The 15,762-nt window shown below is 54.6% G+C and carries 13 protein-coding genes; all 13 read right to left on the reverse strand.

Annotated elements, in window-relative coordinates; all coding sequences use genetic code 11:
- Positions 1-212: 212 nt before the first annotated feature.
- The 13 genes from KJS42_RS07640 to KJS42_RS07700 all read right to left on the reverse strand — a co-directional run bounded on the left by KJS42_RS07640 (position 213) and on the right by KJS42_RS07700 (position 15,512).
- Positions 213-1,646 (reverse strand): YycH family regulatory protein, encoded by a 1,434-nt coding sequence (locus KJS42_RS07640; protein ID WP_244868411.1) that lies wholly within the window; start codon positions 1,644-1,646, stop codon positions 213-215.
- The gene (gene walK, locus KJS42_RS07645; protein WP_155604552.1) at positions 1,643-3,466 is read right to left on the reverse strand and encodes a cell wall metabolism sensor histidine kinase WalK; all 1,824 of its coding nucleotides are present in this window, start codon (positions 3,464-3,466) and stop codon (positions 1,643-1,645) included. Before walK ends, KJS42_RS07640 begins: the two co-directional genes overlap by 4 nt.
- A 1-nt stretch (position 3,467) precedes the next feature.
- Complete coding sequence (gene yycF / locus KJS42_RS07650; RefSeq protein WP_155604551.1) at positions 3,468-4,184, reverse strand: response regulator YycF; 717 nt, start codon at positions 4,182-4,184, stop codon at positions 3,468-3,470.
- A gap of 178 nt (positions 4,185-4,362) precedes the next feature.
- Positions 4,363-5,910, reverse strand: a complete 1,548-nt coding sequence (locus KJS42_RS07655) for a M23 family metallopeptidase (protein ID WP_213622505.1) — start codon at positions 5,908-5,910, stop codon at positions 4,363-4,365.
- 239 nt (positions 5,911-6,149) lie between these two features.
- On the reverse strand, positions 6,150-6,881 hold the full coding sequence (locus tag KJS42_RS07660; protein ID WP_213622506.1) for a hypothetical protein: 732 nt from the start codon (positions 6,879-6,881) through the stop codon (positions 6,150-6,152).
- A 170-nt stretch (positions 6,882-7,051) separates the two neighbouring features.
- Entirely contained in the window at positions 7,052-8,338 is a 1,287-nt protein-coding gene (locus tag KJS42_RS07665) for an adenylosuccinate synthase (RefSeq protein ID WP_155604548.1), read from the reverse strand.
- Between the two features lie 374 nt (positions 8,339-8,712).
- Positions 8,713-10,074 (reverse strand): replicative DNA helicase, encoded by a 1,362-nt coding sequence (dnaB, locus tag KJS42_RS07670; RefSeq protein WP_155604547.1) that lies wholly within the window; start codon positions 10,072-10,074, stop codon positions 8,713-8,715.
- 1 nt (position 10,075) lies between these two features.
- Complete coding sequence (rplI, locus tag KJS42_RS07675) at positions 10,076-10,519, reverse strand: 50S ribosomal protein L9 (protein WP_155604546.1); 444 nt, start codon at positions 10,517-10,519, stop codon at positions 10,076-10,078.
- Positions 10,516-12,498 carry a DHH family phosphoesterase gene (locus KJS42_RS07680; RefSeq protein ID WP_155604545.1) on the reverse strand — a complete coding sequence of 661 codons (1,983 nt, stop codon included), beginning with the start codon at positions 12,496-12,498 and terminating at the stop codon, positions 10,516-10,518. Before KJS42_RS07680 ends, rplI begins: the two co-directional genes overlap by 4 nt.
- 11 nt (positions 12,499-12,509) lie before the next feature.
- Positions 12,510-13,430: a DUF2232 domain-containing protein gene (locus KJS42_RS07685; RefSeq protein ID WP_155604544.1), complete on the reverse strand. Its 921-nt coding sequence runs from the start codon at positions 13,428-13,430 to the stop codon at positions 12,510-12,512.
- A 6-nt stretch (positions 13,431-13,436) separates the two neighbouring features.
- Positions 13,437-13,739 carry a MazG-like family protein gene (locus tag KJS42_RS07690; RefSeq protein ID WP_193417599.1) on the reverse strand — a complete coding sequence of 101 codons (303 nt, stop codon included), beginning with the start codon at positions 13,737-13,739 and terminating at the stop codon, positions 13,437-13,439.
- Between the two features lie 87 nt (positions 13,740-13,826).
- Entirely contained in the window at positions 13,827-14,252 is a 426-nt protein-coding gene (locus KJS42_RS07695) for a CBS domain-containing protein (protein WP_155604542.1), read from the reverse strand.
- A 180-nt stretch (positions 14,253-14,432) separates the two neighbouring features.
- Positions 14,433-15,512: an LCP family protein gene (locus tag KJS42_RS07700; RefSeq protein WP_213622507.1), complete on the reverse strand. Its 1,080-nt coding sequence runs from the start codon at positions 15,510-15,512 to the stop codon at positions 14,433-14,435.
- Between the last annotated feature and the right edge of the window lie 250 nt (positions 15,513-15,762).

Raw genomic sequence — 15,762 nt, forward strand, 5'->3', positions numbered from 1 at the left:
TGACGTTAATGGTGTATTTCCCGTCGATATCCCAGCCTAACGGACTCCAGTGACCCTATTCGCACTCTATCGAAACAAATTGGGCTCGACCCAGCCGAATAAGGTCTCCTGGGTCCGTTAGCACGAAGATCCCCCAAACTTTGGCCCAATAGCGCCTCCTGAGTCCGTTAAAAAGTAACGTTTGACGTGGAAGAGGCTACGAAATGACTAAGTTACTCGTTTGCATTTGCAGCATCATTTGCAGCAGCATTCCCATTAGCACCGGCACCAGCGTTACCACCAGCATCAACGCCAACATCCCCGCCTACGCTGGCACCCTCATTCACACCCGCCTCGGTCTTCTCCACAGCGCCCAAGCTGAGTACCCGGGTCGCGCCATTGCTGAGCTCGACGACCCAAGTTGGCTTCAGCAGCAGGCCCTTTTCAGTGAGCGACGGCAAGTACGCCGGGTACAACCCGGCGATGCCGGCCTCCGCCCGAAGCGCTGCAATTTGCTCACGAAGCGCCTTGCCGCCCGGCAGGGAGACAACTTTCTTCTCCCAGTTGCCGCCGGAGCCGTAGATCAACGAACGCTCATATCCGGCGATCGTACCTTGGCGCATCTCGAGCGTGATCGCCCCATAATGGAACGTCGGCAAGTCGATGATCGGGAATGCGCCAAACTGCCCAGTCCCGTAATACTGTTGGAACACGACCCGTTGCTGGTTTTCCTCGATGCCTTCGCTCGTCTGCTCTAACCGGTACTTCCCATTCCAGCCGCCGTGCTGGTTAACGAAGTCAATCGATGACAGCACGTTTTTGCTAGGACTGTTCTCGCCAGCCGAGGGGGCGGCTGGATCGGTGTAATTGATCCAGTTCCGGTTTTGTTTGACTTGAAGGCTGCGTTTACTGTCTGTGTAAATCTCGGAGCCGTCTTTTTCCCGGATATAACGGGTGATGCTCGGATCAAAGAACAAACTCTGCATCTGCTCTGTGGTATATAACCCAATGTTCAAGCCGGTTTCCACCAGATCGATCGGCTCCTCAGGAACGTAGTAGCCGTCCGTCAACGTATATGGCACCCAGTCCTTTCCGAAGTCGACCTGCTGCTGGACGTCCTGCACCGTCAAGTCGGCTTTGGTCGCTTCGTACACGACGTCACCCCGAGAGCTAAAGAAAAAGACGCGCACCTGGTCATCGGTTCCCGTGTTGAAGATCAGCAGCCGGTTGACGTTCTCCGCGTCAAACAGCGGGTCCGGCGCTATCTGCATGACCTTCTGCAGGAGCTGCACTGGCACGCCTCCTCCAAATTCCAGCTCCACGCCGATATCTTTGCTGCGAATGTCCGACCACTGGATATTGTCGATGTCATACCGCTGGAAACCTTCGAACTGACGGCCCTTCAGCCGGTTGTAAATCAGATTGTAAAACGTCGAATCCGGGTAAAACACGGTGTGCCGCTCCTCGCCCATATGTACGGCAATTTGCGCCGGAAAGAGCATCACATCGGCCTCCTGGGTCGTCCCCATATTCTCCGTACGGATGTAGTCGCTCTCCGATTTGACCACCGGATTGCTGCCCGGCAATTGATAGATCAGGAAATAACTCTGTACCAGGCTGCACGCGACCAGCAAGGCCAGCGCCAGCGATTTGACCCTTTCCTTCATCGCGCTTCGCCTCCTTGCTTCTCTGCCGGCAGCGTAAAGGTCACCTTGGTGCCTTTGCCGAATTCCGATTGCAGAGATATGGTTCCGCCGTGGGCGCGCACAATTTCCCGGGCAATGGACAATCCCAAGCCCGTCCCGCCCATATTCCGAGAACGCGCCTTATCGACGCGATAAAACCGTTCAAAAATCCGGTCCAGATCCTTCTTAGGAATCCCGATCCCGGTATCCTGTACCGAAATCGCCAACTGGCGATCATCGGTCAAGTGTGCTTCCAGTGTGATAGTGCCGCCTTCCGGCGTGTACTTCATCGCATTGGAGATCAGGTTGTCCAGCACCTGGTCGATCTGGTCACGGTCGATCCAAGCCGTATCCACGTCACTGGCGATAAACAGCGTTGGCTTGATCCCTTTCTCCTGCATCTGAAAAGAAAATCGATCCGCCACATCCTCCAGCATCTCCATCACGTTCGTCGGTTGCTTACGAAGTTCGGCCTCTTGGGAATCGAAGCGAGACAGGTGCAGCAGGTCGGTGACGAGGCGGATCATCCGCTCGGTCTGATTCTGAATCACAGACACGAACCGCGGCCCAAGCTCCGAATCCTCCATTGCGCCGTCCTCCAGCGCTTCCGTATAGCTCTTGATCGTCGTCAGCGGCGTCCGCAACTCATGCGACACGTTGGCCACGAACTCCCGCCGCGAGGCCTCCAGCTTCTCCTGCTCGGTGACGTCCTGAAGCACGGCGATCGTGCCGATGATCCCGATTTCCCGCCGATGAATCGGCGTAAACGTCACCCGGATGAGGAAAACATCGCCGTCCGGCCCGGTATTTTCGAGAATCGTTGAGTGCATCGTCCCTTGCTCCAGCACATCCCGTTCCTCTTCCGGCAGGTTCATCAGCGACATGATATCGGCCCGGTCGAGCGCCGTATCCGGTGTCCCCAGCATCTCGCTCGCTCGCCGGTTCATCAAGATGACCCGTCCGGTCTCGTCGGTCGCGATCACTCCGTCGCTCATGTTCGTGAGGATCGAGGCGAGCTTCTCCTTCTCTTCCTCGTTCTGCGCCAGCGCATCGCGAAGTCGGCTGGTCATATAGTTAAATGCCTTACTGAGCTGCCCGATCTCATCGTTGCCAAGCACGGGCATTTTCTGGTGGAACTCCCCTTCGGCCACCGCCGTGGCACGCCGGGTCAGCTCCTTAATCGGCGAGGTGATCGTATGCGCTAAGATGACGCCAAGCACCGCCGTCAGCCCCAGCGCCAGCAAGATCCCGGAAATAAATATATTATTAATCCGCTCCATCGTACTGTACAGCTCGCTCATCGACGCCGCGATGTAGATCGCGCCGACGATTTTTCCACTGCTGACCACCGGCTTGGCGACGACCTTCTTCCGGACGTTATCCTCATCGATGATATATTCCTCGTTGTCGCGGATGCCTTGCAGGGCCCGGCTCACGACCGTCTGCGTGTTCTTCGTGCCCACGTAATCGGCGTGGGACGGCTTGGACGTCGTCAACACCTTGCCGCTCGCATCAAGCACCTGAATTTCAGCCCCGCCGATGTTAAACAGGTTGTTCACCAGCACGCGCAAATTCTCCATCGATTCTTCCGCCGACTCTCCAGTCACGCCCAGGTTTTGCGCCGCCAGCACAGAGAGCAGCTCCGCCCGCTCCTGCAGCTCCTTCGTGAAGTTGCTGGTCAGCGAGGTCTTCATCGCGCTCACGAAATACACCCCGATCAACTGCATCGCGATCAGGATGAGGAGCACGTAGATGATGATCAGTTTGGCCTGGATGGTGCGAAAAAAAGAGGGCAGATTCATTCTAGAGTCCACCTGCCTTGGAGCTACGCATCATGTACCCCAATCCCCGCCGCGTCAAAATGTATTCCGGCTTGCTCGGATCCTTCTCGATCTTCTCGCGCAGCCGGCGAATCGTCACGTCCACCGTACGAACATCGCCAAAATACTCGAAGCCCCATACCGCCTGCAGCAGGTGTTCACGCGTCATCACTTTCCCGGCGTTCTTAACCAGGTAATGCACGAGCTCGAACTCCCGGTGCGTCAGGTCCAGCGGTTCGCCGTTCTTATGGACCGTGTACATGTCCGTATCGATGAACAGCTCAAATAAGCTGATGCCTTGCTTTGTCTCCTCCGCACCTTCGGTCGCCGCCGCCTTCTGCTGACGGCGCATCTGCGCCTTCACCCGAGCCAACAGTTCCCGCGTACTGAACGGCTTCGTGACGTAGTCGTCGGCGCCCAGTTCCAGCCCCAGCACCTTGTCGATCTCCCCGTCCTTGGCCGTCAGCATGATGATCGGCGTTTCGAGCTTCGCCCGCACCTCCCGGCACACGTCCATCCCGTCCTTGCCGGGCAACATCAAATCGAGCAGGATCAGATCCGGTTGCTCGGAGAACGCGAGTCGAGTGGCCTCAATCCCGTCGAAGGCGAGAACGACCTCGTAACCCTCTTTTTCCAAATTAAATTTCAAAATATCCGCAATGGGTTTCTCATCATCCACGACCAGAATTTTTCCTTGCATGACTTCGTTCACCCCAACTTTCAGCCATGGGCTTTTGCTCCCTCTATCTTACCATATCTGACGCCGCATCAGCTATCCGCCGATCCGGTAACGATTGACAGCACCTATTTCGGGGTAAATAAGGGTTGAGGCAAAAAAAACCCGCCTCCCTCACGGGTTGCGGGACTGATCTTATATCTTATAGATACTTCATCGGGTTCTGAATGCTGCCGTTCTTATGAATCTCGAAATGAAGATGCGTGCCGGTTGAGCGCCCGGTGTTGCCCATGACGCCGATCTTGTCGCCCTTCTCGACGACTTGCCCTTTCTTCACGCTGATCTTGCTTAAATGGCCATACAGCGTCTCATACCCGTTCTTGTGATCGATGATGATGCAGTTGCCGTAGCCCGTCTTCGTCCCGACAAAAGAGACCACCCCGTCATCGGCGGCGAGGATATTGCGTTTCGAGGACACGAGGTCAACGCCTTTATGCGTCCGCCCCCAGCGCTCGCCATAGCTGCTTGTCATCTTGGCGCTGGATACCGGCCAGGCAAACTGCCCGGAACCTTCGCCCAGCACGACCTTCGTGCCGCGCACGACGATCTTCGGCGACGATTTCTTGGTGACCTCCTGGCCTAACCATTCTTCATCCACGACCATGCCGTTTTCCTTCGTGATCCGATACTCCATCGTTTTCAGGCCGCTGCTCCCCGGCGAGACGACCTTGGTCTCTCCAGATCGCATGCTGGCGTTCGTCTTGACGACCACCTGCGGTTCGGTGATGATCTCTTCCGTCACATGCTCCACGGTGCGAACCGTCAGCGCCGGTTGGACCGCCTTCACATTCAGCAACGTTCCAATCTGCAGCGTCAGCTCTTCAATCCCGGGATTGTTTGCGAACAACTCCTTCTGAGACACATCAAAACGGGCCGCAATCGACGAGATCGAGTCCCCTTCCTGTACCTCATATTGAATGGCTTCCTCGTCTCCCTGAAGAATCTTACGTACAGCCTCCTCAGGGCTCAGTACCTTGTTCGGATCTGATTTGATCTCACCCTGCGCCACCTCTTCGGCGATTTCCACCGTTTCCAGCGTCGTGTTGGATGCCTTTGTTTTGGCCCCCGCCGTCGCGCTGCCTCCGGTGCGTTTTACTTTCGCTGCCAGCGTGCTGGCTGCCACATCCGGTGCATATTGCGTTTTGACCCGGTCCAGCACTTCCCGTGCCGCCTCCTGATCCTTCACGACAGCAATCACTTTGCCGTCCACCTTCAGCTCAACGCCTTTGGCATAGCCGGTCAACATCCCGTACAGCTCATTGAGTGTCGAATCCGCATCGACTTCCGCTTTGTAGGCCTGCTCCGGTTTGGTGGTAATGTCCTCGGTATTCACCGCCATCTCCACTTCCGGGTACTTCTGTTTATATTCTTGCTCTTTGCGCTTAATCAGAGCCTGTAATTGCGATTCGCTCGCGATCGTGCCAATTTCCTTCCCGCCGACATAAACCCGGTAATAAGCTACCGTATTGGCTTTGACATATTGCTGCCCTGCCAAATAAACCGTACCGGCGATCAATACCACCGCTGCCCCTGCCAGGGCGACCTTGCGGGATTTAAGAAGATGGGGCCATTTCCGCCCATTCTCTGCTTCGGATATCTCTGAATCGTTTTCCGGGCGGCTGTGTTGCTCCTGCGTTCGAGAGTTTTCTCCGCGCCACAGCTGCCAACGTTTTCCCGTAAAACCTTTCATACCGATCTCCTTTATTCATCGACTCGATTCGACTTAAAATGGTTTCAAAATTTTAACCTTTTACCGCTATTGTTAACTTTAACACAGCCCAGCAAGGGATTTCAACCTTGGGCCAAAATGCAAACAACCCGCTTAACGAAGCGGGTTATCGCGAATTCAGCGGCATCTCGGCCGTTTTTTTTAATTTACAATCCTGTGAATGTTAACGCTGACATTCCCTGTAGACCGGGGGTTTGGCGTTACTTTTTTAACAATTCCATGACCTTGGCATATTCCGTCTTGTCCAGATGTTTAGATAGCATTTGCTCGATGTTCATCATCTCCGTCTCGGTCAGTCCGCCCTCTAAAGCGACGGTTAAAATTTGCATCTCCTCCTGCGGCAGCTTCTTCATGAGGATCGCAAAAATCTCCTCCTTCTGCTTATCGGGCAGTTCCTCCTTCTTGGCGACGAGATCATCCGGCGTCACCACGACTTGCTGGTCCTCGCCTAAGGCATCGCCGGCACTCATTCCGCCCATGACCGGCAAAGCGTCCTCCGGCGCATTCCCATTCGGATCCGTTTCGTTGGCATCCTTGCCCGTACTCCCGGACGGGGGATTCCCGCTAGTCTCCGACGTCTTACCACTGGGAGTCCCGTTCTTCTCTCCACCACCGCCGGACGGATCTGTCGAATTGTCCCCGGTCTTGTTCGAGTCGGCGTCGGCGACGGAGCTACTGTCGACTTTGTCTGCGTTATCCCCTGGATCGGTTTCCCCCTCTACCTGACCGGTACGGTCTGAATCCTTACCGAACCCCAACATCCCCTTCATGATCCCACCAAAGCCGGGAGCCTGTCCGGTGACCGGCAGGTTATAACTGCTCATAAGCGATTGGATGTACGAATTGACGATATATCCCGTCGTGGCAACGGTCAATAGACTGACCGCTACAATCGTTACGCATAATTTCAAGATCCATCCGAGCCATTTCATCGTTTTATCCTCCTACTGCCTAAGAATCTAGTCTCTCAACCTTCAGTATGGACGGAGAAACCCGATTTCAACCTTGGTTTAGTAGGCAAAACTAGAAAAAGAAGCCGTCGACAGCGCGATGTTTCCATCCTCTATCGGCGGCTCCTATAGGTTCATAGTCTAAGGTTTGCTTATTCGTAGATCGGCAGCACTTGATTCGTTTGGCTGCGGTTGCGGCCGACCGAGAAAATCGCGATCGGTACACCAGTCAACTCGGATACGCGATTGACGTAATTGCGGGTGGTCTCGGGGAGATCCTCCAGCGTTTTCGCCCCGGAAATGTCCTCCGACCAGCCCGGCATTTCTTCGTACACCGCTTCGCATTCGGCAAGCATTTTCAGACTAGCCGGGTAGTGCGTGATAATCTCGCCGCGGTATTTATACCCGGTGCAGATCTTCACGGTTTTCAGCCCAGTCAGAACGTCCAGCGAGTTCAGGGACAACCCGGTCAACCCGCTGACACGGCGCGTATGGCGGACAACGACGCTGTCGAACCAGCCAACCCGGCGCGGACGCCCGGTCACGGTCCCGTACTCGTGGCCGGTTTCGCGGATCATGTGGCCAACTTCGTCGAACAGCTCCGTCGGGAACGGGCCGTCGCCGACACGAGTTGTGTACGCCTTAGCCACGCCGATAATCTGGTGGATTTTCGTCGGACCCACGCCGCTGCCATTGCAGACTCCGCCTGCCGACGGATTGGACGAGGTCACGAATGGATACGTCCCTTGGTCGATGTCGAGCATGACGCCTTGCGCGCCTTCAAACAATACCTTCTCGCCCGCATCAATTGCTTCGTTCAATATCACCGACGTATCGGCTACGTACGGACGAATGATTTCTGCGTATTCCAGGTACTGCTTCAGCACTTCCTCCACGTCGAGAGGCTGGCCGCCATAGACGGTCTCGATCAGATGATTCTTCTCCTTCATTGCATGGCGCAGCTTCGCCTCGAACTCCTCTGCATCCATCAAATCGGCAATCCGAATCCCGCTGCGGGAGGCCTTATCCATATAAGCCGGGCCGATCCCTTTCTTGGTTGTTCCAATCTTGTTCTCGCCCTTGCGTTCTTCCTCCAAAGCATCCAGGACCAAATGATATGGCAAAATCACGTGGGCCCGGTCGCTGATGACCAAATTCTTCGCGCTGAACCCGTTCTCTTCCACGTAATTGATCTCCTCGATCAATGCCGCCGGATTGATGACGACCCCGTTTCCAATAACACAACGTTTATTTTGATTGAAGATGCCTGACGGAATCAAGGTGAGTTTGTACTTCTTGCCGTCGATAAGAATGGTGTGACCGGCGTTGTTACCGCCTTGATAACGGGCCACCACATCGGCGCTATCCGCCAAGAAATCCGTGATTTTACCTTTACCTTCGTCTCCCCATTGCGTTCCCACAACGACTACCGTTGACATGTACATTCCCCCGCCCGGTGCGTCAAGCACCTGTATTTGAACATTGCAAAAGACAGCCGTTCGATTGCTGATGCTTCCCTGCAAACCTTAGGCCGATGCGACATTACACCTGTTGTACGCGCTAACAAACGTTCCGCTGCCGTCAAACCGAAGTTGATCTATCGCTTTAACGCAGCAATACCAGTTTAACAGTCTCCATTTTCAAAGTCAAATTAAAAAGCGAACGATTATTCGATCGCATTTTACAAATGTTCGGAATTAATTCATGAATCCAGCAAAAAAGGGCGACGCATTAGGTCAGCCCTTAGAATCCGATATAGCTAGATGATGATCGATTATTGATGAGTTCCATATGAAGAAGTTCCGTACTTAGGCTACCCCGCAAAGGCGTCCGCATGAGCCCGCTCATAGTTGGCGAACTTGTTGAAGTTCTTCAAGAAGACGAGCTCAACCGTCCCAACCGGGCCGTTCCGCTGTTTCGCGATGATGATCTCGATGATGTTCTTCTTCTCTGTCTCCTGGTTGTAGTAATCGTCCCGGTACAGGAACGCTACGATATCGGCATCCTGCTCGATGGAACCGGATTCCCGAAGGTCGGACATCATCGGACGCTTGTCCTGCCGCTGCTCGACGCCCCGGCTTAACTGAGACAAAGCAATAACAGGCACTTCCAGCTCCCGGCCGATTTGCTTCAGCGTCCGGGAAATTTCCGAGACCTCCTGCTGCCGGTTCTCGCCGGGTTTGCCCCGGCCCTGAATCAACTGCAGGTAGTCAATCACGATCATGCCCAGGCCGCGTTCCTTCTTGAGCCGGCGGCATTTCGCCCGGATATCGGCAACGGTGATCCCCGGAGTGTCATCGATATATATATCCGCTTCCGACAAGGCCGCAATGCCCATCGTCAGCTTTGACCAGTCGTCATCGCTCTTGAAATCGCCGGTACGCATGACGCTGGCGTCAAGGTTGGCTTCGGCGCAGATCATCCGCTGTACCAGCTGAGCCGCGGACATCTCCAGACTGAAGATCGCCACGGTCTCTTTAGCGCGCACCGCCACATTTTGCGCAATGTTCAAGGCGAAAGCCGTTTTACCTACGGATGGCCGCGCCGCTACGATAATCAAGTCGCTGCGCTGGAATCCCGCGGTCATTCTATCCAAATCCACGAATCCGGATGGAATCCCGGTTGTCGTTCCGCGGTTCTGATGCAGCAACTCAACGCGATCGAACACTTCCATCAGCACGTCGCGAATGGCGATAAACCCGCTGCCCGAGCGGCGGTTGGAAATCTCCAGAATGCGCCGTTCGGCATCGCTGAGCATATCGGCCACGTCTTCGCCGCCGGAATAACCGTCGCTGACGATTTGCGTCGCCGTACGGATCAACCGCCGCAGCATTGATTTCTCTTCAATGATCCGTGCGTAATAATCCACGTTGGCCGCCGTCGGCACGGCATGGGCCAGCTTGGCCAAATAGCTGACGCCGCCGATCTCTTCGAGTTCGCCGCGGTCCTTCAGCTTCGAGGTCAGCGTGACGAGGTCGATCGGCTTGCCTTCCTCGCCCAACTGAACCATCGCTTCAAAGATCAATTGGTGGGGCTTATCGTAAAAATCCTCGGTCCGCACCCGCTCCATCGCGGAGATGAGCGCTTCCGATTGCAGCAGTACCGCCCCGAGTACCGCTTGTTCAGCTTCTAGGTTTTGCGGGGGGATCCGGTCAAAAAACAGATCTCCGCTCATCTTATTCCTCCGTAACGTGAACCTTAAGCGTCGACTTCACTTCCGGGTGAAGCTTCACCGGCACTTGCGTTACGCCTAGAGTCCGGATCGGATCATGCATTTCGATTTTACGCTTATCGAGCTTCACGCCGGCTTTCTCCAGCGCCTCCGCGACTTGCTTGCTGGTAATCGCGCCAAACAAGCGGCCTCCCTCGCCAGCTTTCGCTTTCAACTGTACGGTCATTTCCTCCAGCTTCTTGCCGAGCTGGACTGCCTCTTCCTTCTCCTGCGCTTTGCGCTTCAGTTCGGATGCCGCTTGCTGCTCCAGCGTCTTCACATTACCTTCGGTAGCCGGGCGAACCAGTCCCCGTGGCATCAGGAAGTTCTGTGCATAACCTTCCGATACCTCTTTAACTTCCCCTTTTTTTCCTTGGCCTTTGACATCCTTCAAAAAGATCACTTTCATTCGAATAACCCCTCTTCCTTCTCTATTTCATCCAGCACGGCGAGCAATCGTTTCTCCGCTTCCGTCTGGGTTCCTTCCAATTGAACAGCTGCATTCGTCAAGTGTCCTCCGCCGCCGAGCCGCTCCATGACCACCTGGACATTCATGCTCCCGAGCGAACGGGCGCTGATCCCAATCAGGCCGTCCGGCCGCTCGCTGATCACGAACGAAGCAAGTACGCCCGTCATATTCAGCAGCGTATCCGCCACTTGGGCGATCAACAGCTGCGGGATTTTGCGGTTCGTCTCCGTCACCGCCAAGGCGATATGCCCGTGGATCATGCGGGCATGCTTGATGATGTCGGCCTTGGCGATGTACTCCTGCAAGTCTTCCTTCAACAATCGCTGCACCATCACCGTGTCCGCCCCGTTTCGACGGAGGAACGCCGCAGCCTCAAACGTCCGAGAGCCGGTGTGAAGCGCGAAATGCTTCGTATCGACGGTGATGCCCGCGAGCAGCGTCGTCGCTTCCAGCGGGCTGAGCTCCACCTTCTCGTGAATGTACTGCAGCAGCTCCGTAACGAGCTCGCACGCCGAGGAAGCGTAAGGCTCCAGATAGACGAGCACCGCATCGGCCACGAATTCTTCCCCGCGGCGATGGTGGTCCACGATGACGACGCGGCTCGCTTCTTCGACCAGCCGGGGCTCCATCGTGATGGAAGCCTTATGCGTATCAACGAGCACGAGTAACGTGTGCTCGGTCATCAAATTCAGGGCCTGCTCCGGCGTGATAAACCGCCGGAGCAGGGCCTCTTCTTTGCCGATGCGCTCCATCAGGCGCTCGATCGCCGGGTTCGGGCCATCCAGCACGATGTGGGCCTCGACCTTGTACATATCGGCGGCCTTCAACACGCCGATGGAGGCGCCGATCACGTCGAGGTCCGGTACGCGATGGCCCATGATGATGACGCGGTCGCTCTCCTGCATCAAATCGCGCAAGGCATGCGCGATGACGCGGGCGCGGACGCGCGTCCGCTTCTCTATGGCGCCGGATTTGCCGCCATAGAAGGACAACCGCTGACCGGCCTTCACGGCGGCCTGGTCTCCCCCGCGGCCGAGCGCCATATCCAAGCTGGACTGGGCGAGTTCGCCCAGCTCGCTGAAGCGCTCGGCACCAAATGCGAGGCCGATGCTGAGCGTAATCGGCACCTTCAGGTCCGCGGTCATTTCGCGGACCTCGTCCAAGATCACGAACCGGCTTTGCTCCAGTTCGTCCAGCGATTTCTGATTCAGGATCATCAGATATCGCTCGGAGGACAGCCGCCGCAGGTACACGCGGTACTGTTTGGCCCATTCCGTGATCGCCGTCGCTACGCGGGCGATCAAGGCGGTCCGCTGCTGGTCATCCATCCCCTGGGTAGCCTCATCTAGATTGTCCAGCAGGATGATGCCCAGCGCGGCCCGTTCGTCTTCGTACCGACTGCGCAGCACCGCCAACTCTGTCATATCATGAATGTAAATGAGTCGTTCATTCGTATCGATGGCCAATTCGTAATGTCGATCCCCAACCATCGTCTCCACAGTTGTCCGAGCACCGCCGCCATCTTTCTTGTCGCGGCTTGGCGCAGGGAGCTGCGGCAGTAGCTCGGACAAAGGTAGACCTACGACGGAGTCTTTACCGTACATGCCGGCTACGAAATGGTTATGCCATTCGATCGTCCGCTCCTCGCTATAGAGCATCAGACCAAACGGCAGTTTACTGACCGCCTCGCCTTCTACCCGTTTGATCCGGTAGTTCAAATCGGTCACGTAGCGGATCAGCTCTTTGCGGAACTGCCGCTCCGCCCGAAGCATGCTGTAAGTCAACACGCAGACAAGGCATAAGCAGACTAGCCCCAAAATCCAGTTAAAGTAGGAGACGAAGATGACGAGCAGCAACTGAAGCATGAACATCCATACGGTCTGGTACCCGTACCAACGTTTTTGCAAAATATTAGGCATGCCTTCTCACCCTATCGTCTTGATCTCGTAATCATATCCCGTAGCGGAAATGCAATGTCCAGAATCCCCACGATTCGCAGCGGCGGAATAAACAACATCGCTACGATCAGCAGGATCGGAATGACCGGGTTCCACTTGCGGTGATAGGCCGCAAAGAAGAAGAAGCTTGCCGTTTGAACCATAAAGAGAAATTGCAACAGCGGCATCAGGTTCAACAAAATCGTGCCCATGAACCCCTGCTGAACAGCTTCTCCGCCGAACCACTGCAGCAGCACGCCAATCAGGTAATACCAAATCAGCGAACGCGGCAACCGCCAATCGCGGATCGGCGGCAGCTTCGGCACCGCATGCCCTAAGCTGGATAACGTCGGCCTAGAGATGGCATGGGCCACCGCAGCGATCAGAAGCGAGCAGACGATCATCGTAAACGGAATCATTCGCACCGTGAGACTGGAAAACTGCTGACTCATCTCCGGTGACCAGACGATCCCGCCGGCCAACGAACTGTCGGCGACATTCGTAAACGGAGCCATGGCCGAATTGACCAGGTCCTCAATCGCCGTAGCCAGGTTAAAGTCAAAAAACACCGTGCTGATCAGAAGGACCAGCAAAAATTCCAGCAAAATGGTGCCGGCTCCCGTCATGATCGTGCGAAAGGCCGGAACTCTTTTCTTATATAAATAGCCCATCACGATCGAAGGAATAATAAAATAAACGGCCTGCAGCAGAATAACCGGTCCGAAGATCAGCGAAGCCGCTAGCCAGACCACCGCTACGTGCACGAGAAACACCCTTGTCGACAAGGTCGTGTACAACAAGATGCCCGGCACGATCAGAAAAAACATCGTAATCACGGTAAGCGGAGTTGCAAGTGACAGCAGAAGCAGCAAATATGCGGCGCTCCAGGCCACCGATGTCCAGCGTAACTTCAAATGGGTTCACCTCTTACGCATATGTTCTTCCAGGGTAGAAATATCTTGATACCAATCCTCGAGCTGGTGACCCTCCTGCTTATGTTTTTTCAGTTTCTCCAAGATGCTGTCATCCATATCCCGATAGGAAACACCTAGTCTTCGCCCCAAAATATAACTGCTGACAATCAGACTGGCAAGACTGTCCATAACCCGTGTCGTGCTGCCTTCCCATAATGCTTTAAACAAACGGGATACGTGATCGACTACTTCCGTTTTGAGCCATTCAATCACCTTGGCACGTTTGGCCACATCCATTTCCCTTTGCATGGCGGACAGCTTCCACCCTCCCCGAAAAAGCTTTATTCTTCATTATAGCATAATGCAACCGCGACAAAAGACGCAAACCTTTAGGATTTATTGGGGTTGTGCCGCATTTCGGGTCACGAACTTCTCGCAATATTCGATAATTTGGCTGCGCCGGACGATCCCGATGAACCGGCCCCGGTCGTCAACGACAGGCACAAAGTTTTGCACCTTCGCTAGATTGATCAGGTCCTCCATATCCGCATCGATCCGTACCGGTTTCATGTCCATCTTCAGCGGAACGTCCTTGAGCAGAAATTTTGAAGCGGTCTCAAAATTGATCCTACCATCGGAATTTTTCATATGCCAAAGTAAGTCGCCTTCCGTCACCGTGCCGACATACGCACCGTCCCGGTCGATGATCGGCACAGCCGTATATCGGTGAAACTCCATGCGTTCCAACGTCTGCCGCAAGGTGGAATCCAGCGTTACGGTCACCACGTCATTTTTCGGAAGCAAAAAAAACGCTATATTCATGAGAACAAAATCCTCCTCATCCTTCATTCAGACTCCCCTAATTGATACGTTTCGAAACGGGATATGTTCCGGGACGGGCCGTGTGAAATCGGCAGCCGGAACACCGGACTGCCGAGGTTTGATATAAACCTATAAAGCGGTTTAATCTAAAGTATGATGCCCCAAGATGACTCATTCTTGCTATTGCTGGTTGGTTGCCGTTCCCTGCGTGCCATTTGACTCGGCCGCGGCCTTCTCGGCGTCCCGCGATTCCGGCGTAATCAAGGCGGACGTTTCCGTTTCCGGGTTGAGCCAGCTGTCGATCATCTCTTTAGCAAAGTTCACATCTTCTTCATTGGCCTTGTCATAATAAATGCCGTTCAGCCGCATCCCTTCGCCCATAATCGTAAATCCGCTAATTTGCGGAGAAGCATCGCCCAGCAGCACTTGCTTGGACAAATCGATGATTTGGCTTGGCGGCAGGTCCGTCTTAAAATTATCGCCCATCAGGTTCATCAATTCAGGAATTTTTGTCACTTGATTCAGCTTTAACATTCGATCGACCATGGCGTTTAGAAACACCTGATGCCGTTTCGTCCGGTTAAAGTCACTGTCCTCGCGGTAACGGACGAAGTTCAAAGCCTCCGTTCCGTCGTACAGCGGTTTCCCCGCTTTAATCGTAAACTTCTCATGATCCGCTTGCTTATTCACGATATCCTTGGTAATCGGCAGCTCGATGCCGCCCAATGCATCAACGATATCCCGCACGCCCTGGAAGTTGATGGCCGCATAGTTATCGACCGGATATCCGATGAAATGCTCCACCGTGTCCTTGGCCATTTTCTCTCCGCCAAAAGCATACGCATGGTTAATCTTGTCTTCCTTATCCTTGCCCACAATCTCTGTGTAGGTGTCGCGAGGGATGGATACCAACAGCACCTTCGCATCCTCTGGGCGCACCACCGCATAGATCATCGTATCCGAACGAGCCGGCTCGTTATTTCGTTGATCCACGCCGAGCAGCAGTACGCTGAACGGCTTCATGTTCTCTTCCTGCGGCTGCACGGCCTGCGCTTCTTCCCCTTCCAGCGGAGAATAGGATCGCTCCAGAGTCTCCTCGACTTTCCCTGACAGGAACAAGTCAAACGCCATCACGGCGAGGGGTTTACGGAATAAATATCCCCCTGCCCCAATCACCAGTAGGATCACCAGTGAAAGGATTGCCACTTTTCTACGATTTTTCTTTGGTTTTGCCTTATGCCTTTTCTGTCGTTCGATCATTGATTTACGCCTCCATCGCCATTCTGGTTGATTTCGCATATCTTCATCTATGAGTTCGTCACGAGTCTACTTTTCTGCACGTCTCTATCTATCACTTTTCAAAACAACTCTACCGCTTCGTACTATAACACATCGGGGAATTCGGGTACAACAATAGGGTACATGCAGATGCTGGTCGGCTAACCAGGCAGGCATCCAAATTAGGTTTGAGGTGGTAAAAAAGAGAGACCCGCTCCTTCCGGAGATCGGG

This window comes from Paenibacillus sp. J53TS2 (genome assembly GCF_018403305.1).
In the GTDB taxonomy this organism is placed as follows: domain Bacteria; phylum Bacillota; class Bacilli; order Paenibacillales; family Paenibacillaceae; genus Fontibacillus; species Fontibacillus rhizolycopersici.